The organism is Streptomyces hygroscopicus subsp. hygroscopicus, from assembly GCF_001553455.1.
GTDB classification, from domain to species: Bacteria; Actinomycetota; Actinomycetes; order Streptomycetales; family Streptomycetaceae; genus Streptomyces; species Streptomyces hygroscopicus.
This window is the reverse complement of the sequence record NZ_BBOX01000427.1, coordinates 1-18,359: the sequence shown is the minus strand read 5'-3', so window position 1 is coordinate 18,359 and position 18,359 is coordinate 1. Positions and strand designations below refer to the sequence as shown.

Sequence of the window (18,359 nt, the reverse complement as noted above, 5' to 3'; positions counted from 1 at the left end):
GGCGGCGGCCGTGGCGGCATGGCCGTTGAAGGCGGCGTCGACGGCCTGGGCGGCGGACTCGACGGTCAGGTACAGATTGGTGCCGGTGTCCCCGTCCGCGACCGGATAGACGTTGATCGCGTCGATGTCCGCGCGGGCCCGGCCCAGCGCGTCCAGCGCCAGTCCGCACCACATCCGTACCGCATCGGCGTCGAGCGTGTGCGGCACGTAACGTCCTCCTCGGAAGGCTCTGGGGCGGGGCCGGGCAGCGCGTCACCGCAGGGTAGTCGCCGCCCTCGGCGGGCGCCGGGCCAGCCATGATAGTTTCGTTGTACGGGAGTGGCCGTTGTATGCTGCTCCGGTTGCCCGATGAGAATCGGGCCATTCCCCCAGGCGCCGCCGGTCTTCCACGATCCTGGCAACGTCCGGGGTTCCGTTCAGTGTCCTGTCTCCTCGCGAGAAGCGAGGCTGACCCGTCTTTGGAGTAACCCGTGGCTGCCAACTGCGACGTCTGCGGCAAGGGGCCGGGCTTCGGCAACAACATCTCGCACTCGCACCGCCGCACCCGCCGTCGTTGGAACCCCAACATCCAGACGGTGCGCGCTGTGGTCGGTCGGACCCCGAAGCGGCTCAACGTCTGCACCTCGTGCATCAAGGCCGGTAAGGTCTCGCGCTAGTCGCACGGCCTCCCCGCGCGAGCGGGACCCGGTTTCGCCTGAGCCGGTCCACCTACGGTGTGGACCGGCTCACGTGTCTTCGGGACCACGGCCCTCCCCCGGCCACAGCGCCGGGAGGTTTCCCGCCGCGCCTGTGCCCCCGGCCATCGCCGGACGGCGCCCGGAAGCTCCACCGCGCCCTTCGGACCGGCCCCGCCGCCGCTGGGGCGTGCCCCGGCCGGAAGATCCAGCGTCCGGGGCTCCACGGCGGCCCCGGCCGGAGGTACCCGCCACGGCCGAGCACCCGGCGCCCGGAGGCTCAGGTCCGCTCGGACAGCCAGCCGTGGTCCACCGGGCCGATGCCCGCGCCCAGCGGGAAGCCCGCCGCGATGGCGCCCGTGACGTACTCCTTGGCCGCCGTGACGGCCGCGGGCACCTCGTAGCCGCCCGCCAGATAGGTGGCGATCGCCGCGGCGAGGGTGCACCCCGTGCCGTGCGTATGGCGGTTGCGGTGGCGCGGCGCCCGCAGCCAGTGCTCCTCGGTGCCGTCCGTGAGCAGATCCACCGCGTCACCGCCGGGCAGATGACCACCCTTGATCAGCGCCCACCGCGGCCCGTGGGTCAGCACCGCCCCGGCCGCCCGCCGCTGGTCGTCCTCCGACTCCACCCGGACACCGGTGAGCTGGGCCACCTCGTCCAGGTTGGGCGTGGCGACAGTCGCGGTCGGCAGCAGCTTCGTACGGACCGCGTCCAGCGCCTCGGTGGCCAGCAACGGATCACCGTGCTTGGAGACCCCGACCGGATCGACGACCACCGGCGCCGAGAGGTCCGCCAGCTGGGCGGCCACGGTCTCGACCAGTTCGGCGGTCGCCAGCATGCCGGTCTTGACCGCCTGGACCCCGATGTCGTCGGCCACACTGCGGAACTGGGCGCGTACGGCCTCGGCGGGCAGTTCCCAGGCGCCCTGGACGCCCAGCGAGTTCTGCGCCGTCACCGCGGTGATCACACTCATGCCGTGGGCGCCCAGTGCCAGCATCGTCTTCAGGTCCGCCTGGATGCCCGCACCGCCGCCGGAGTCCGATCCGGCGACGGTGAGGACGCGCACGGGCGTCGAGCCATCGGGGGAGGAACGGGGAACGCGGGGAGGTACGGCCATGGGGCCGAATCTACCCGGCGCGCACGGCGCCCCCGCCCGGCGCCCTTACGGCCACCGCTCGTTTTCCCGGCGCCCTTACGGTCACCCGGCGTCTCCGGCGCCCTTACCGCTCCTCGGTGCCCTCACCGTCGCCGAAGTGGTCCCAGCCCCCGTGCGTCCAGGGAGCCCCGTCCACCGTCACCTGGGGCAGCGCCGAGGGGTTCAGCACCTCGCCGATCACCTTCCAGCGGGCCGGCAGCTTGGCGTCGGGCGGGAAGGTGGCCACGATCGCGTGGTCCTCTCCCCCGCTGAGCACCCACTGCAGCGGATCGACGCCCACCGCCTGGCCGATGTCCGACATCTGCGTGGGAATGTCGATGTCCGCCGAGCGCAGATCGATGCGGACCTTGCTGGCCTGCGCGATATGCCCGAGGTCGGCCACCAGCCCGTCGCTGACATCGGTCATCGCGGTCGCGCCCAGCCCGGCGGCGGCGGGACCGGCGTGGTACGGCGGCTCCGGCCGGCGGTGCGCCTCGACGAAGGCCCGCGGCGAGCGGAAGCCGCGGGAGAGCACCGCGTGTCCGGCGGCGGACCAGCCCAGCCAGCCGGTGACGGCGACAACGTCGCCGGGCTTGGCACCGGATCGGGTGACCGGTTCGTGGTTGCGCAGATCACCCAGTGCGGTGATCGAGACGGTGATGGTCTCCCCGCGCACCACATCGCCGCCGACCACGGCCGCGCCCGCCACCTGGCATTCGTCGCGGAGGCCGTCCATCAGCTCGGTCGGCCAGGTCACCGGCAGATCGGCGGGGACCACCAGGCCGAGCAGCAGGGCGGTCGGCACCGCGCCCATCGCCGCGATGTCGGCCAGGTTCTGGGCCGCGGCCTTACGGCCGACGTCATAGGCGGTGGACCAGTCCCGACGGAAGTGCCTGCCCTCCAGCAGGAGGTCCGTACTGGCCACGACCCGCCGGTCGGGCGCGGCCACGACCGCGGCGTCGTCACCGGGCCCCAGCCTCACCGCCGGGGTGGTGGTGAGCCGGGACGTGAGCTCTCTGATGAGCCCGAACTCCCCCAACTCGCCCACGGTGCCCTTCATCCCATTGCCCCTTCGTGCTCGTGGCCGCTTGCCCGCCGCGCCGCGCTCCCCGCGCGGGTCTCCCCGCGCCGCATGACGACGCGGTACCGTGGCGTCCCTTCTCCCCACATGATCCTCGTAGCCGCCCTGGAGGTTCCGTGGTACAGGCGTACATCCTGATCCAGACCGAGGTCGGCAAGGCCTCGACCGTGGCCGACGTCATCGCCCAGCTTCCCGGGGTGATACGGGCGGAGGACGTGACCGGACCCTACGACGTGATCGTGCGCGCCCAGGCCGAGACGGTCGATGAACTCGGTCGTATGGTGGTCGCGAAGGTCCAGCAGGTGGAAGGGATCACCCGCACCCTGACCTGCCCGGTCGTCCATCTCTAGCTCCCCGTATGCTCGGCCGGTGAACTCCGCACACCGTAGTCTCACCCGAAGGCTCGTCCCGCTGTCCGCCACCGTGGCGCTGCTCCTGGTGCCGGTGGCCGGTTGTTCCTCCACCGGGGACTCCGACGACACCGGGGCGCCCGCGGTTCCCACCCCGTCCCCACAGGCAGCGGCGGTGTGCCGGGCACTGCACAAGGAACTGCCCGGGACCGTGAACGGACTCGAGCGGCGCACCGCCGAGCCCGCCTCGGACTACACCGCCCTCTGGGGCGACCCCGCCGTGCGGCTGCGCTGCGGGGTCCCCCGGCCGGAGGCGCTGGCCTCCGCGACCGATTCGGCCGAGGTGAACGGCGTCGAGTGGCTGCTGGAGAAGCAGAAGGACGGCTACCGCTTCACCACCGTACTTCGCCGGGCATACGTCGAGGTCACGGTGCCCGGGAAGTACGCCCCCGAGGTCAACGTCCTGCTCGACCTCGCCCACGCGGTGCGGAAGACGGTGCCGAAGGGTGTGGCCTAGCGTGGCGGGAGCGCCCTAGCGCAGCCCCGTCGAGCGGCGCAGGGCCGCCTGCAGCAGCCGGTCCACCAGCTCGGGGTAGCTCACACCGCTCTCCTGCCACATGCGCGGGTACATCGAGATCGGGGTGAAGCCGGGCATGGTGTTGATCTCGTTGATCACGAACTCGCCGCTGTCCAGCAGGAAGAAGTCGGCCCGGACCAGCCCCTCGCAGGACGCCGCCTCGAAGGCGGCCACCGCCAGCTCCTGGACCCGCCGGGTCTGCTCCTCGGTGAGCGGCGCGGGCACGATGCCGTCGGCCGAGTCGATGTACTTCGCCTCGAAGTCGTAGAAGTCGTGGGAGGAGACCGGCGGGATCTCGGCGGGCACGCTGGCCCGCGGCCCGTCCTCGTACTCCAGCACCCCGCATTCGATCTCGCGCCCGCGCAGCAGCGCCTCCACGATGACCTTCGGGTCGTGGCGCCGGGCCTCCTCGACGGCCGCGTCCAGGTCGGCCGCGTCCTCGACCTTGCTGATGCCGATGGACGAGCCGGCGCGGGCGGGCTTCACGAAGAGCGGCCAGCCGTGCTCCTCGGCGAACTCCACGATCCTGCGGCGGGCGGCGGACGGATCCTGCTCCCAGGCGCGGGGCCGGATCACCTCGTACGGGCCGACCGGCAGCCCGAAGGAGACGAACACCCGCTTCATGTACTCCTTGTCCATGCCCACGGCGGAGGCGAGCACCCCGGCGCCCACATAGGGCACCCCGGACAGCTCCAGCAGCCCCTGGAGGGTGCCGTCCTCCCCGTACGGGCCGTGCAGCATCGGGAAGACGACGTCCACATCGCCCAGTGCCTTGGGCACCGACCCCGGCTCGCTGTAGACGACCTCGCGGTTGCCCGGGTCGACCGGGAGGACGACCGCCCCCTCGCCGGACTCGGCGAGCCGTTCGACGCTGGGCAGCTCGCGGCCCGCGATGGCCATCCGCTCGGGCTCGTCGGCGGTCAGCGCCCAACGGCCGTCCGCGGTGATGCCGATCGGCAGCACGTCGTACTTCTCGCGGTCGATGGCGCGCAGCACGGCGCCCGCGGTGACCACCGAGATGGCGTGCTCGGAGCTGCGGCCGCCGAAGACGACGGCGACGCGCGGCTTGCGCCGCTCGCCTCCGGAGGGAGCCGGAACAGGGCCTGGGGAAGGGGTCTGGCTGCTCATATCGCGTCGAGATTACCTTGCGGTCCGCGCGGCGTCAGTGCCGCTCGGCCTTGGCGCTGCGCGACATCAGCTCTTTGAGTGCGACAAGGGGCTGTTTGCCGTCGTGCACGATTTCGACCACAGTCTCGGTGATGGGCATGTCGACGTCGTGGCGGCGGGCGAGATCCAGCACGGACTCGCACGACTTGACGCCCTCCGCGGTCTGCTTGGTGACCGCGATGGTCTCCTCCAGCGTCATCCCGCGGCCCAGGTTGGTGCCGAAGGTGTGATTGCGGGAGAGCGGGGAGGAGCAGGTGGCGACGAGGTCGCCCATGCCCGCCAGCCCCGCGAAGGTGTGCGCGTCGGCGCCCATCGCCAGGCCCAGCCGGGTCGTTTCGGCGAGGCCGCGGGTGATGAGCGACGCCTTGGTGTTGTCGCCGAGCCCCATGCCGTCGGCGATGCCCACGGCCAGCGCGATGACGTTCTTCACCGCGCCGCCCAGCTCGCAGCCGACCACGTCGGTGTTGGTGTACGGGCGGAAGTAGGCGGTGTGGCAGGCGGTCTGGAGGCGGCGGGCCACGCTCTCGTCCGGGCAGGCCACCACCGAGGCGGCGGGCTGCCGGGCGGCGATCTCCTTGGCGAGATTGGGCCCGGTGAGCACCGCGACGCGCTCCGCGGGCGCCTTGGCGACCTCCTGGATGACCTCGCTCATCCGCTTGGCCGTGCCGAGTTCGACGCCCTTCATCAGGGAGACCAGCACGGTGTCGCCGGGCAGCAGCGGAGCCCAGGCGGCGAGGTTGCCGCGCAGCGTCTGGGAGGGCACGGAGAAGACGGTGAACTCCGCGCCACGCGCCGCCTCGGCCGGGTCGGTGGTGGCCCAGACGCCATCGGGGAGCCGGACGCCGGGGAAGTAGTCGGGATTGGCGCGGCCGGTGTTGATGGCCTCGACGACACCGGGCCGGCGGCCCCACAGCGTCACCTCGCAGCCGGCGTCGGCGAGCACCATCGCGAAGGCGGTGCCCCAGGAGCCGGTGCCGAAGACGGCGCAGCGCGTCACTTGCTCTCCTCATCGGCCGCCGGCAGCGGTCGGCCGTCGGTGCGGGGTCGGGTGGGCCGGTCGTACCTCCGGACGGGCGCCGGCTCACCGCGCACCTCGGCAAGGAGGTCGGTGATGGCGTCCATGATGGTGTCGGTGGCCGCCCGGAGGACCTCGGCGGTGGGCTCCTGGCCGTAGAACTCGGACAGGTCCACCGGCGGACCGGCGAGCACCTTGAGGGTCTTGCGGGGGAAGAGGCGGACCCGCTTCTCCTTGGCGTACGGCGGTACGGCCTCGTTGGCGCCCCACTGGGCGACGGGGATGACCGGGGCCTTGGTGAGCAGCGCGACCCGCGCCGCACCGGTCTTCCCGCGCATCGGCCACAGGTCGGGGTCGCGGGTGAGGGTGCCCTCGGGGTAGAAGGCCACGCACTCGCCCTTGTTGATGGCGTCCACGGCGGCCCGGAAGGCGTTGGCGGCGTCGGTGGATTCCCGGTAGACGGGGATCTGGCCGGTGCCGCGGAGCATGCTGCCCACGAGACCGCCCCGGAACAGGGCGGCCTTGGCGAGGAAGCGCGGCACCCTTCCGGTGTTGTACTGGAAGTGCGCGTAGGAGAGCGGGTCGAGATACGAGTTGTGATTGATCGCGGTGATAAATCCACCCTCGGCGGGAATGTGCTCCATTCCGTGCCAGTCCCGCTTGAACAGAACCACCAGCGGCGGTTTGACCAAAACCGCTGCCATGCGGTACCAGAAGCCGATTCTGCGGCCGGACACTCGGAACATCCTCTCTTGGACCCTGCTGACCTGCTGGCTTGCTGCCGTCCCGGCAGCCGCACAAGTGTCGCTCCAGGTACCCCGTCTGTCGAGGACACCGTAACCCCGCACGTCTTGGGTGAGCCGGGCAGCAGGTCAGAATGAGGCCCGTGGGAAGAAACGGAGCCCGTGTGACCTGGACCCTCGTGGTGCCGCTGAAGCCCTTGTCACGGGCCAAGACCAGGCTCTCGGACGCCGCGGGGGACGGCCCCCGGGCCTCGCTCGCGCTCGCGTTCGCGCAGGACACCGTGGGCGCGGCGCTGGCGAGCCGGTGGGTGCGGGGGGTGACCGTCGTCACGGACGACCCGCTCGCCGGACGTGAGCTGTCCGCCCTCGGCGCCCGGATCCTGCCCGACCCTCCCGGGCACGGTCTGAACGCGGCGCTGGCGCACGGTGCCCGGGCGGTCCGCGCCGAGCGCCCGGAGGCCGCCGTGGCGGCGCTGAACGCCGATCTCCCGGCGCTGCGGACCGTGGAGCTCGACCTGGTGCTCGAGGCCGCCTCCGGCTTCTCACGCGCCTTTCTGGCGGACGCGGCGGGGGTGGGCACCACACTGCTCTCGGCGGCGCCGGGGGCCGACCTCGCGCCCGCCTTCGGCGGCCCCTCACGGGCCAGGCACCGGGCCTCGGGGGCGCGGGAGATCGAGCTGGCGGGGGTGGACTCGGTGCGGCGCGACGTGGACACGGCCGGGGATCTGCGCGCGGCAGTGGCACTGGGCGTGGGCGCGCACACCAGGGCTAGGCTGGCGGACATGCAAGGAACCGCCTACACCTACGACCCCGAGACCCGCGCCGGCAGCGTGCTGCTGGACGACGGCACCCCGCTGCCGTTCGACACCGCGGCGTTCGACGCCGGGGGGCTGCGGATGCTGCGTCCGGGCCAGCGGGTGCGGATCGAGGTGGCGGGCGAGGGCGAGGAGCGCCGGGTCGTGCTCGTCACGCTGCAGACGTTCTGACCAGGCGGACGGCCTGGGCACGCGGGGATTTCCGAGCACGCGGACGGCCCGGGCAGGGCGAAATCCCGAGCACGCGGACGGCCTGGACGGGCAAAATTTCCGCGCACGCGGACGGCCTGGGCACGCGGAGATCCTGACGCCCCCGGGGTTCCGCGGGGATTCCGGGCGGCACCGCGGCCGGTCCGGGCACCACGGGCGTCGTTCCCCGTTCCCCTGGGCAGCTCCCCCGGGCGTTCCGGATCCGTCAGGTCCCGGCGGGCGGCCGGGGCCGCGACGCGGGACCGGGCGCCGGCGCACCGCGGGCCGGGCTCCCTCGGGGAGCCCGGCCCGGCGCGTGAACGGTGTGGCGCCTGTGCGCCCCGGCTAGCGCTTCCTGGCGGTGGTCTTCTTCGCGGGGGCCTTGCGCGCGGTCGTCTTGCGCGCCGGGGCCTTCTTCGCCGTGGCCTTGGCGGGGGCCTTCTTCGCGGCGGGCGCCTTCTTCGCGGGGGCCTTCTTCGCCGCCGCCTTGGCCGGGGCCTTCTTGGCGGCGGGCGCCTTCTTGGCCGCCTTCTTGGCCGCGGCCTTCTTCGCCGCCGCCTGGAGGCTGCCCTTGGGGGCCTTCTTCACGGCGACCTCGCCGCCGCGCGGGAGCTTCTTGGAGCCGCTCACCAGGTCCTTGAATCCCTGGCCCGCGCGGAAACGGGGCACCGAGGTCTTCTTGACCCGCACGCGCTCTCCGGTCTGCGGGTTACGGGCGTACCGGGCGGGGCGCTCCACCTTCTCGAACGAACCGAATCCAGTGACTGAAACTCGCTCCCCGGCGACGACCGCCCGGACGATGGCGTCCAGGACGGCGTCGACGGCGTCGGCGGCCTGCTGACGGCCGCCGAGCTTGTCGGCAATCGCTTCTACGAGCTGCGCCTTGTTCACGTCTTCCCCTTCGGAGACATTGCCAGAACCAATGTTTGCCAGCTTTTTCGCACGTTAGGCAGATATATACCGCAAATCAAACACGAAACGGGCTAATCACCCTTGTGCCGCAACGCACTCGATCGTCACGGAGTTCCGTCGGCATCGGGATCTTGGGGGAAACGCCCCTCGTCGAGGTCGTTCATCAACCGTTCCAGACGCTTTGCCGCGCCTGCGAGATCGTGTTTCGCTGCTGAGGTGATGACCAGCAGCTTCCGGGACAGCGCCATCCGTACGCCCTCCGGGACTTGCAGTGCGCGCACCCTTGCGTGCGCTTCCTTGAGCCGGTCGGCGACGAGGCCGTAGAGCTCGAGTTGGCCGTCGCGTTCCATGCACTGATTGTGCCATCTGAGGCGAGTTGTCGCTTCACGGGGCCTCAACATGCCGATGCGCCGCCGGTCGAAGGACCGGCGGCGCATCTTGCCAAACCCGCTCTGTGCAGGGAAAACCGGGGGTCAGACCTCCACGGTGCTCGGCTTGAAGGAAGGACGACGCGCCTCGTACGCGGCGATGTCCGCCTCCTCCCTGAGGGTGAGACTGATGTCGTCCAGCCCCTCCAGGAGTCGCCACCGGGCGTTCTCGTCAAGCTCAAAATCAGCCGTGATGCCCTCGGCCCGGACCTGGCGGTCGACGAGGTCCACGGTGACCTCCGCGGCAGGGTCCGTCTCGACCAGCTTCCACAGCCGGTCCACGGTCTCCTGCGGCAGGACGACGGTCAGCAGCCCGTTCTTGAGGGAGTTGCCGCGGAAGATGTCGGCGAAACGGGACGAGATGACGGCCTTGAAGCCGTAGTTCTGCAGCGCCCACACCGCGTGCTCACGCGAGGAGCCGGTGCCGAAGTCGGGGCCGGCCACCAGGACCGTTGCGCCCTTGTGCTCGGCCTTGTTGAGCACGAACTCCGGGTCCTTGCGCCACGCCTCGAAGAGCCCGTCCTCGAAGCCGTCGCGGGTGACCTTCTTGAGCCAGTGCGCCGGGATGATCTGGTCCGTGTCCACGTTGCTGCGGCGCAGCGGAACGGCCCGGCCGGTGTGCGTGGTGAAAGCTTCCATGACTGCTCAGGCCCCCACGGGAGTCGATACGGCGGCGTCGGACAGATCGGCGGGCGAGGCCAGGTGGCCCAGGACCGCGGTGGCGGCGGCGACCTGCGGCGAGACCAGGTGGGTCCGGCCGCCCTTGCCCTGCCGGCCCTCGAAGTTGCGGTTGGAGGTGGACGCCGACCGCTCACCGGGCGCGAGCTGGTCGGGGTTCATGCCCAGGCACATCGAGCAGCCCGCGTGCCGCCACTCGGCGCCGGCGGCGGTGAACACCTTGTCCAGACCCTCCTCGACGGCCTGCAGGGCGACCCGCACCGAGCCGGGGACCACCAGCATCCGCACGCCGTCGGCCACCGAACGGCCGGACAGCACCGAGGCGGCGGAGCGCAGGTCCTCGATGCGGCCGTTGGTGCAGGAGCCGACGAAGACGGTGTCCACCGTGATGTCGCGCAGCGCCTGACCCGCCGTCAGACCCATGTACTCCAGGGCCTTCTCGGCGGCGAGCCGCTCGCTGGCGTCCTCGAAGGAGCCGGGGTCCGGAACCGAGGCCGACAGCGGTGCGCCCTGGCCGGGGTTGGTGCCCCAGGTGACGAACGGGGCGAGTTCGGAGGCGTCGATGACGACCTCACGGTCGAAGCCCGCGTCGTCGTCGGTACGCAGAGTGCGCCAGTACTCCACGGCGGCGTCCCAGTCGGCGCCCTGGGGGGCGTGCGGGCGGCCCTTCAGATAGGCGAAGGTGGTCTCGTCCGGGGCGATCATGCCCGCACGGGCACCCGCCTCGATGGACATGTTGCACACGGTCATCCGGGCCTCCATCGAGAGCTTCTCGATGGCGGAGCCGCGGTATTCGATCACATAGCCCTGGCCGCCGCCGGTGCCGATCTTCGCGATGATCGCCAGGATCAGGTCCTTGGCGGTGACCCCCTCGGGCAGCTCGCCCTCGACGGTGATCGCCATGGTCTTGAACGGCGCGAGCGGCAGCGTCTGGGTCGCCAGCACGTGCTCGACCTGGCTGGTGCCGATGCCGAACGCGAGCGCGCCGAAGGCACCGTGGGTCGAGGTGTGGCTGTCACCGCAGACCACGGTCGTCCCGGGCTGCGTCAGTCCCAGCTGCGGTCCCACCACGTGGACGACGCCCTGCTCCACATCGCCGAGCGGGTGCAGACGGACGCCGAACTCCGCGCAGTTCTTGCGCAGCGTCTCCAACTGGGCGCGGGAGACGGGGTCCGCGATCGGCTTGTCGATGTCGAGGGTGGGGGTGTTGTGGTCCTCGGTGGCCAGGGTGAGGTCGGTACGACGAACCGTGCGGCCGGCCTTGCGCAGGCCGTCGAACGCCTGCGGGCTGGTCACCTCGTGCAGCAGGTGCAGATCGATGAAGAGCAGGTCAGGCTCGCCTTCGGCGTGCCGGACGACATGGTCGTCCCAGACCTTCTCCGCGAGTGTCCGTCCCATCGCTTTCCCTCCGGCCGGCGCCAGTGCCGGCCCAACTCGTGTCGAGTGCGTGCCCTGGTCTGCGGGCCCACCATTTACAGAGTGGCGGGTCTCCCAGGAAATTGAACTTGCGTTTCACAGTGTGAGACGCGAGTATCGTTTCATGGACAACACTAGCGGTGTCGGCGTTCTCGACAAGGCGGCTCTGGTGCTGAGCGCCCTGGAGTCCGGTCCGGCCACCCTCGCCGGACTGGTCGGGGCGACCGGTCTCGCCCGGCCCACGGCACACCGGCTCGCGGTAGCGCTCGAGCACCACCGGATGGTGGCGCGGGACATGCAGGGACGCTTCATTCTGGGCCCGCGCCTGGCCGAGCTGGCCGCCGCGGCGGGCGAGGACCGGCTGCTCGCCACGGCCGGCCCGGTACTCACCCACCTCCGGGACGTGACCGGCGAGAGCGCGCAGCTGTACCGCCGCCAGGGAGACATGCGCATCTGCGTCGCCGCGGCCGAGCGGCTGTCCGGACTGCGGGACACCGTGCCGGTCGGCTCCACCCTCCCCATGAAGGCCGGTTCGGCGGCCCAGGTGCTGATGGCCTGGGAGGAGCCCGAGCGGCTGCACCGCGGGCTCCAGGGGGCCCGGTTCACCGCCACGGCCCTGTCCGGCGTGCGGCGGCGGGGCTGGGCCCAGTCGATCGGCGAGCGGGAGCCCGGCGTGGCGTCCGTCTCGGCGCCCGTGCGCGGCCCCTCCAACCGCGTGGTCGCCGCCGTCTCGGTCTCCGGACCGATCGAGCGGCTGACCCGCCACCCGGGCCGGATGCACGCCCAGGCCGTCATCGACGCCGCGGCGCGGCTGACGGACGCCCTGCGCCGAGGAAATTGATCACCGCCTTACGGCGCCCACGACGCCCTGACGCCCGCCTCAGCGACAGCCGGTCGGCCGCGCGCTCCCCGCGGCGGCCGACCGGAACGATCCCCGTGACCCCGCTCGGGCCGAGCGTCGGCACGGCATGGAGAACCCGGGGCGCGCCGAACGGCAATCCGGCCGTCGCTCCGGAAAACGACCAGCACGCGAAAAAAGCCCCCCGCGCTGTCGCGGAGGGCTTTTCGCTGGTACCCCCGACCGGATTCGAACCGGCGCTACCGCCTTGAGAGGGCGGCGTGCTAGGCCGCTACACAACGGGGGCCTGAATCAGCACATGCTGCACAGAATGTGCCGCGCTGGGCTACCAGGACTCGAACCTAGACTAAATGAACCAGAATCACTCGTGCTGCCAATTACACCATAGCCCATGGTATAGACCAGTACCCCCGACCGGATTCGAACCGGCGCTACCGCCTTGAGAGGGCGGCGTGCTAGGCCGCTACACAACGGGGGCCCTAGCGATCTCCACAACGCTGGAGATCCGTACCCCCGACCGGATTCGAACCGGCGCTACTGCCTTGAGAGGGCAGCGTGCTAGGCCGCTACACAACGGGGGCTTGGTCCTGCTTTGATCAAGAGATCCGCCAGAAAACCGAGAGGATCTCTTGCTGGGGTACCAGGACTCGAACCTAGACTAAGTGAACCAGAATCACTCGTGCTGCCAATTACACCATACCCCACCAAAACGCCACCCCCGTAAGGGGTTTTGTTTGGCTTGCGCCTCCGGTCCGGCCTCTCGGCCGCCCGTCCGGCGCAGGAAGAACATTACCCGATGGTGGACGGGCCACCAAAACGAGTATCACCGCGAGTGGCGCCGCCTCGCGGGCGCGAGCGGCGCCCCCGCCCTATCCGGCCAGCTTCGCCAGCGCCGCGTCGACCCGGGCCAGGGTGCGCTCGCGGCCCAGGACCTCCAGGGACTCGAACAGCGGCAGGCCGACCGTGCGGCCGGTGACGGCGACGCGCAGCGGGGCCTGGGCCTTGCCCAGCTTGAGGCCGTGCTCCTCGCCGGCCGCCAGGACCGCGGCCTTGAGGGTCTCGGCGTCCCAGTCCGCCTCGGCGAGCCGGGCCCGGACCGAGGTCAGCAGCGCGTCCGCGCCCGCCTTCATCGCCTTGGTCCAGGACGCCTCGTCCGCCACCGGCTCGTCGAGGAAGAGGAAGTCCACGTTGGCGGTGATGTCGGACAGGACCGTCAGCCGGGTCTGGGCCAGCGGGGCCAGCGCCTCGAAGGCGGCGGCGTCGAAGGCGTCCGGGGCCCACGGCGCGTGCGGGGCGTTCAGCCAGGGCTCGCACCGCTCGATGAACGCCTTCAGATCCAGCCGGCGGATGTGGTCCGCGTTGATCGCCTCGGCCTTCTTGAGGTCGAAGCGCGCCGGGTTGGCGTTCACCGCCGCGATGTCGAACGCCTCGACCATCTCCTCCAGCGAGAAGACGTCCCGGTCGGAGGAGAGCGACCAGCCCAGCAGGGAGAGGTAGTTGAGCAGCCCCTCGGGGAGGAAGCCGCGCTCCCGGTAGAGGTTCAGCGAGGACTGCGGGTCGCGCTTGGAGAGCTTCTTGTTGCCCTCCCCCATGACGTACGGGAGGTGACCGAAGGCGGGCACCGTGCCGGGGCCCACGCCGATCTCGGCGAGCGCCCGGTAGAGCGCGATCTGGCGCGGGGTGGAGGACAGCAGGTCCTCGCCGCGCAGCACGTGCGTGATCTCCATCAGCGCGTCGTCGACGGGGTTGACGAGCGTGTAGAGAGGGGCGCCGTTGGCCCGCACGATGCCGTAGTCCGTGACGTTCTCGGGCGTGAAGGTCAGCTCGCCGCGCACCAGGTCGGTGAAGGTGATCGGCTCGTCCGGCATCCGGAAGCGGACGATCGAGTCGCGCCCCTCGGCCTGGTACGCCGCGATCCGCTCGGCGGTCAGGGTGCGGCAGGTGCCGTCGTAGCCGGAGGGCCGGCCGGCCTTGCGGGCCGCCTCGCGGCGCTCCTCCAGCTCCTGTGCGGTGCAGTAGCAGCGGTAGGCGTGGCCCGCCTCCAGCAGCTTGTCCGCGACCTCGCGGTAGATGTCCATCCGCTGCGACTGGCGGTACGGGGCGTGCGGGCCGCCGACCTCGGGGCCCTCGTCCCAGTCGAAGCCCAGCCAGCGCATGGCGTCCAGCAGCTGCGCGTAGGACTCCTCGGAGTCGCGAGCGGCGTCGGTGTCCTCGATGCGGAACACCAGGGTGCCGCCGTGGTGACGGGCGAAGGCCCAGTTGAACAGGGCCGTGCGGACCAGGCCGACATGGGGGTTGCCGGTCGGCGAGGGACAGAAACGAACCCGCACGGGGGCGGAGGAGGGTGCGCTAGCCACGCTTGATCACCTTGTTGGTGAGAGTGCCGATGCCTTCGATGGTGACGGCGACCTCGTCGCCGACGGAGAGCGGGCCGACGCCCGCCGGGGTGCCGGTGAGCACGACGTCGCCGGGGAGCAGCGTCATCGCCTCGGTGATGTGCACGATCAGGTCCTCGATCGGGCGCACCATCTCGCTCGTCCGGCCGAGCTGACGCTGTTCACCGTTGACGGTGCACATGATGCCGAGGTCGCCGGCGCGCGTCAGGTCGATGTCCGTCTCCACCCAGGGGCCCAGCGGGCAGGAGGTGTCGAAGCCCTTGGCCCGCGCCCACTGCTTCTCGCGGCGCTGGGCGTCGCGGGCCGTGATGTCGTTGCCGCAGGTGTAGCCGAGGATGACGTCCTTGACGCGGTCACGCGGGACCTCTCGGCACATCCGTCCGATGACCACGGCCAGCTCGGCCTCGTGGTGCACCTCGGAGGAGAAGGAGGGGTAGACGACGGGGTCGCCGGGGCCGATCACGGAGGTGGACGGCTTGAAGAAGACGACCGGGACGTCGGGGACCTCGTTGCCCAGCTCCGCGGCGTGCTCGGCGTAGTTGCGCCCGATCGCGACGACCTTGTTCGGCAGGACGGGCGGCAGCAGCCGGACCTTGCTCAGCGGGACCTTCTGGCCCGAGCGCTCGAATTCGGCGAAGGGGTGCCCCTTGATGATGTCGATGACGGGGCCGCCCTGGTCGGACGGCTCGCCCTCCACCACGCCGAAGGCGACGTTGCCGTCGATGGAGAATCTGGCGATGCGCACGGGAAGCCTTGGCTCCTTGACTGAACTGGGGAGACTGACGCTCCAGGCTATCGCTCCGCGCCCGGCGCGCCGCCGTCCCGCCCGCCGGGTGTGGTGGCGTCCACCACGGCCGGCGGGGATCAGCGGCCGGGGGCCTCGGTCAGCACGGTGCGCTTGGGGTTCGCGGTCCGGTTCGGCAGATCGACGCGGTGCTCCGGCCGCTCCTCCTCGGGCGCGCTCTGCGGTTCGGCCGCGTCGGAAAGCTCCTTGATGTCCTTGACGTGCGCCAGGGTGGTGCGCCGCGGGTTGGCTATGGAACGGAACATCATCGTCGTCTTCACGTGGTTCACGCCTCGCTGTTGTCGTTCGTACCGGGTGTGTAAAGCGTCAGGCTAGAGGCGGCCTTGCCCATCGAATCGCAGGAAAAGTCGCCGCCAGTATGTGATATTGCTCACGAATGATCGGGCAAATGCCACATAGGAGACAGTCAATCCAACCGCCCTAAACGGACATCGCATACCCGAACCTGACGTTCCGCCCTTGATCATCGCTAGCCGGACACCAGGTCGGCACCGTCGATTCACACAGAGAAGTCCGTTATCGCCGACATGACTTTCTACGTCCGGTAATAAGGACCGCACTGAGCGTCACGCGCATCACAGCCTTTTCCGTTGCCCTTGTTGCAGCATCCGGCACTGTGCTGGAATTCCCGGGACCGCCGCGGGAATCGGCCGGCGCGCACGGGGGCGCAACACAGAGGCGCCGAGCGGCGGGGGGCTCCTCTTGAACGACAGGAAAGGAAGCGCGCCGGTCACTCACGACCGACAGGGGGGATCGCGGTCCCCCACGACTCGACACCGCTCCGCCGCTCCGCCGGCGGGGCGCCTGGTCCAGAGGTTGCGACGCTAGTGCAGGGACGTTTCAAGAGGGATGGTGCGGGGGCTCCCCAAGCCCGCCAGGGCCGAGGGGAAGCCGCGGCGGACCCGGAGCCGCGTGGCGGGACCGACCGTGGCTCCTCGCCCCAGCGCGCCCAGAGCAGCAACAGCAGGGCGCCGGGCGATCAGGGCCCCGAGCCCGGCCCGCAGAACGCCACCCGGACCAGTGCTCCCGGTGGCGGCGGAGCGGCGGACGAGCCGGCCAGGCCGAAGACCCCCACCGGCCCCAGCGGGCCGGGCAGCCGCCTGGCCCTGCGCAACTGGCGCATCAGCACCCGACTGGTCTCCCTGCTCGCGCTCCCGGTGGTCGCCGCGACCACTCTGGGGGCGCTGCGCATCGAGGGCTCGCTGGAGAACATCCAGCAGCTCGACCAGATGAAGCTGCTCACCGAGATGACGCAGCAGGCCACCCAGCTGGCCAGCGCCCTCCAGCAGGAGCGGGACAAGTCGGCCGGGCCGCTGGCGGGCAAGGGCAACGACAAGGACGACCGGGTCGTCTCCACCCGCGAGGACACCAACCGCGCCATCGCGGCCTTCCGCGACGCCACCCACAAGATCGACCCCGGCGACCAGTCGATGGCCGGCGTCCAGTCCACGCTGGTCAACATCGACCGTCAGCTCGGCAAGATCAACGAGGTCCGCGACAACGCGTACGACAACAACCAGTACTACTCGCTGACCGTCCAGGACTACAACGAGCTGATCAACTCGCTGCTGTCGCTCTCCCAGGACATGGCCCAGGCGACCAGCAACCGCGCGATGATCAACAACACCCGCGCGCTCGCCACCTTCTCCTCCGCCAAGGAGTACGCGTCGATCCAGCGCGCGCTCATCAGCGCCGCGCTCGCCGATCCCAAGGGCGCCGACTTCTCCGCCAACGACCGCCGCTTCGCCAGAACCGCGGTGGACAAGGAGAACGAGGAGCTCGGCCGCTTCAAGCAGATCCGCCAGGGCAACTCCGAGGATCTGCTCGAGCCCCTGGACAGCCGCCCGGACATCAAGGCGGCGACCATGTACGCCGACCGCGCCGTGCGCGACCCGGAGGGTCTGAAGGCGGAGAAGCGTACCGATCTGGACTGGTACGACCAGGACAGTATCAAGATCGAAGAAATGGGCAAGATCGAGGAGACGCTGCTCAGCGAGATGCAGCAGAAGGCTCGTGAGCTCCGCGACTCCGCCCAGCAGGACGCGATCCTCAACGGCGCGCTGATCCTGCTCGTCCTCGGGGTCTCCCTGGTCGGCGCCTTCGTCGTCGCCCGCTCCATGGTCCGCTCGCTGCGCCGCCTCCAGGACACCGCGCTGGAGGTCTCCCAGAAGCGGCTGCCCGAACTGGTCAAGCAGCTCTCCGAGGCCGATCCGCAGGATGTGGACACCTCCGTCGAGTCCGTCGGTGTGCACAGCCGGGACGAGATCGGAAAGGTGGCCGCGGCCTTCGACGACGTCCACCGCGAGGCGGTCCGGCTCGCCGCCGAGCAGGCGCTGCTGCGGGGCAACGTCAACGCGATGTTCACCAACCTCTCGCGCCGCAGCCAGGGCCTCATCCAGCGCCAGCTCTCGCTCATCTCCGAGCTGGAGAGCCGCGAGGCCGACCCGGACCAGCTGTCCTCGCTCTTCAAGCTGGACCACCTCGCCACCCGTATGCGCCGGAACGGCGAGAACCTCCTGGTCCTCGCGGGCGAGGAGCCCGGCCGCCGGTGGACCCGGCCGGTGCCGCTGGTGGACGTGCTCCGTGCGGCCGCCTCCGAGGTGGAGCAGTACGAGCGCATCGAGCTCAGCTCGGTCCCGGTGACCGAGGTCGCCGGCCGGGTCGTCAACGACCTGGTGCACCTCCTGGCCGAGCTGCTGGAGAACGCGACCTCCTTCTCCTCGCCGCAGACCAAGGTCAAGGTCACCGGTCACGCCCTGCCCGACGGGCGGGTGCTGGTCGAGATCCACGACACCGGTATCGGGCTCTCCCCCGAGGACCTGGCCGCGATCAACGAGCGGCTGGCCTCCCCGCCCACGGTCGACGTGTCGGTCTCCCGGCGCATGGGCCTGTTCGTGGTCGGCCGGCTGTCACTGCGTCACGGCATCCGCATCCAGCTCCGGCCGTCCGACTCGGGCGGTACGACGGCGCTGGTCATGCTGCCGGTCGATGTCGCCCAGGGCGGCCGGAAGCCGGCGCCGCAGGGCCCCGGCGGCAAGGCGGGCCAGAGCGGGCCCGGCGCGGCGGGCGGCGGCCAGGGCGGCGGTTCGGCCGGGCTGCTCGGCTCGGCGCCCTCACGG

16 protein-coding genes, 5 tRNA genes and 3 pseudogenes are annotated in these 18,359 nt (G+C 71.0%); 6 read left to right on the top strand and 18 right to left on the bottom strand.

Features of this window, described 5'->3' with window-relative positions:
* Positions 1-207: pseudogene (locus AXW62_RS34450) on the bottom strand (DAK2 domain-containing protein); the annotation flags it as partial.
* A gap of 263 nt (positions 208-470) precedes the next feature.
* Here AXW62_RS34450 and rpmB point away from each other — a divergent pair.
* Positions 471-581: pseudogene (gene rpmB, locus AXW62_RS47505) on the top strand (50S ribosomal protein L28); the annotation flags it as partial.
* Between the two features lie 373 nt (positions 582-954).
* Here rpmB and thiD read toward each other — a convergent pair.
* Positions 955-1,791 (bottom strand): bifunctional hydroxymethylpyrimidine kinase/phosphomethylpyrimidine kinase, encoded by an 837-nt coding sequence (gene thiD, locus AXW62_RS34440; RefSeq protein ID WP_060947908.1) that lies wholly within the window; start codon positions 1,789-1,791, stop codon positions 955-957.
* Between the two features lie 103 nt (positions 1,792-1,894).
* Positions 1,895-2,869, bottom strand: a complete 975-nt coding sequence (locus AXW62_RS34435) for a thiamine-phosphate kinase (protein WP_060947907.1) — start codon at positions 2,867-2,869, stop codon at positions 1,895-1,897.
* 137 nt (positions 2,870-3,006) lie between these two features.
* Between AXW62_RS34435 and AXW62_RS34430 the strand changes: the two genes are divergently transcribed.
* Both AXW62_RS34430 and AXW62_RS34425 read left to right on the top strand, forming a co-directional pair.
* The gene (locus tag AXW62_RS34430) at positions 3,007-3,240 is read left to right on the top strand and encodes an Lrp/AsnC ligand binding domain-containing protein (protein ID WP_030834132.1); all 234 of its coding nucleotides are present in this window, start codon (positions 3,007-3,009) and stop codon (positions 3,238-3,240) included.
* A 19-nt stretch (positions 3,241-3,259) separates the two neighbouring features.
* Positions 3,260-3,757, top strand: coding sequence for a DUF3515 domain-containing protein (locus tag AXW62_RS34425; RefSeq protein WP_280142982.1), 498 nt, complete (start codon positions 3,260-3,262; stop codon positions 3,755-3,757).
* A gap of 15 nt (positions 3,758-3,772) precedes the next feature.
* On the opposite strand, the gene AXW62_RS34420 is transcribed toward AXW62_RS34425, so the two are convergent.
* Genes AXW62_RS34420 through AXW62_RS34410 form a run of 3 tightly spaced genes read right to left on the bottom strand, consistent with a single transcriptional unit; the run spans position 3,773 to position 6,736 of the window.
* Positions 3,773-4,945, bottom strand: coding sequence for a D-alanine--D-alanine ligase family protein (locus tag AXW62_RS34420; protein WP_030834126.1), 1,173 nt, complete (start codon positions 4,943-4,945; stop codon positions 3,773-3,775).
* A 34-nt stretch (positions 4,946-4,979) separates the two neighbouring features.
* Positions 4,980-5,981: an NAD(P)H-dependent glycerol-3-phosphate dehydrogenase gene (locus tag AXW62_RS34415; protein ID WP_060947905.1), complete on the bottom strand. Its 1,002-nt coding sequence runs from the start codon at positions 5,979-5,981 to the stop codon at positions 4,980-4,982.
* Positions 5,978-6,736, bottom strand: a complete 759-nt coding sequence (locus AXW62_RS34410) for a lysophospholipid acyltransferase family protein (RefSeq protein WP_060947904.1) — start codon at positions 6,734-6,736, stop codon at positions 5,978-5,980. The genes AXW62_RS34415 and AXW62_RS34410 overlap by 4 nt, the downstream gene beginning before the upstream one ends.
* Before the next feature lie 170 nt (positions 6,737-6,906).
* Between AXW62_RS34410 and cofC the strand changes: the two are divergent.
* A pseudogene (gene cofC, locus AXW62_RS34405) lies at positions 6,907-7,521 on the top strand (2-phospho-L-lactate guanylyltransferase); the annotation flags it as partial.
* Between the two features lie 570 nt (positions 7,522-8,091).
* Here cofC and AXW62_RS34400 read toward each other — a convergent pair.
* The 4 genes from AXW62_RS34400 to leuC all read right to left on the bottom strand — a co-directional run bounded on the left by AXW62_RS34400 (position 8,092) and on the right by leuC (position 11,162).
* Positions 8,092-8,637, bottom strand: a complete 546-nt coding sequence (locus AXW62_RS34400) for an HU family DNA-binding protein (RefSeq protein WP_060947903.1) — start codon at positions 8,635-8,637, stop codon at positions 8,092-8,094.
* 125 nt (positions 8,638-8,762) lie between these two features.
* Positions 8,763-9,008, bottom strand: a complete 246-nt coding sequence (locus tag AXW62_RS34395) for an SCO5555 family protein (RefSeq protein ID WP_030834110.1) — start codon at positions 9,006-9,008, stop codon at positions 8,763-8,765.
* Between the two features lie 123 nt (positions 9,009-9,131).
* Positions 9,132-9,725, bottom strand: coding sequence for a 3-isopropylmalate dehydratase small subunit (gene leuD, locus AXW62_RS34390; protein WP_030834107.1), 594 nt, complete (start codon positions 9,723-9,725; stop codon positions 9,132-9,134).
* Positions 9,726-9,731: 6 nt separating this feature from the next.
* Positions 9,732-11,162, bottom strand: a complete 1,431-nt coding sequence (gene leuC, locus AXW62_RS34385; protein WP_060947902.1) for a 3-isopropylmalate dehydratase large subunit — start codon at positions 11,160-11,162, stop codon at positions 9,732-9,734.
* A gap of 142 nt (positions 11,163-11,304) precedes the next feature.
* On the opposite strand from leuC, the gene ndgR reads away from it, so the two are divergent.
* On the top strand, positions 11,305-12,021 hold the full coding sequence (gene ndgR, locus AXW62_RS34380) for an IclR family transcriptional regulator NdgR (protein WP_030834082.1): 717 nt from the start codon (positions 11,305-11,307) through the stop codon (positions 12,019-12,021).
* A 228-nt stretch (positions 12,022-12,249) separates the two neighbouring features.
* Here the strand turns inward: ndgR and AXW62_RS34375 are convergent.
* The 8 genes from AXW62_RS34375 to AXW62_RS34340 form a co-directional block, all read right to left on the bottom strand.
* A tRNA-Glu gene (locus tag AXW62_RS34375) sits at positions 12,250-12,325 on the bottom strand.
* A 34-nt stretch (positions 12,326-12,359) separates the two neighbouring features.
* A tRNA-Gln gene (locus tag AXW62_RS34370) sits at positions 12,360-12,431 on the bottom strand.
* A 13-nt stretch (positions 12,432-12,444) separates the two neighbouring features.
* Positions 12,445-12,517: transfer RNA gene (locus tag AXW62_RS34365), tRNA-Glu, on the bottom strand.
* Between the two features lie 30 nt (positions 12,518-12,547).
* Positions 12,548-12,620 (bottom strand) — tRNA-Glu (locus AXW62_RS34360).
* A gap of 51 nt (positions 12,621-12,671) precedes the next feature.
* Positions 12,672-12,743: transfer RNA gene (locus tag AXW62_RS34355), tRNA-Gln, on the bottom strand.
* A gap of 165 nt (positions 12,744-12,908) precedes the next feature.
* The gene (gltX, locus tag AXW62_RS34350; RefSeq protein ID WP_060947901.1) at positions 12,909-14,396 is read right to left on the bottom strand and encodes a glutamate--tRNA ligase; all 1,488 of its coding nucleotides are present in this window, start codon (positions 14,394-14,396) and stop codon (positions 12,909-12,911) included.
* Positions 14,389-15,180, bottom strand: coding sequence for a fumarylacetoacetate hydrolase family protein (locus AXW62_RS34345; protein WP_030834067.1), 792 nt, complete (start codon positions 15,178-15,180; stop codon positions 14,389-14,391). Before AXW62_RS34345 ends, gltX begins: the two co-directional genes overlap by 8 nt.
* Before the next feature lie 119 nt (positions 15,181-15,299).
* On the bottom strand, positions 15,300-15,500 hold the full coding sequence (locus AXW62_RS34340) for a hypothetical protein (protein ID WP_030834065.1): 201 nt from the start codon (positions 15,498-15,500) through the stop codon (positions 15,300-15,302).
* A gap of 567 nt (positions 15,501-16,067) precedes the next feature.
* On the opposite strand from AXW62_RS34340, the gene AXW62_RS34335 reads away from it, so the two are divergent.
* Positions 16,068-18,359 (top strand): sensor histidine kinase (locus AXW62_RS34335; protein ID WP_252368840.1); only part of this gene is annotated, 2,292 nt, incomplete at its 3' end.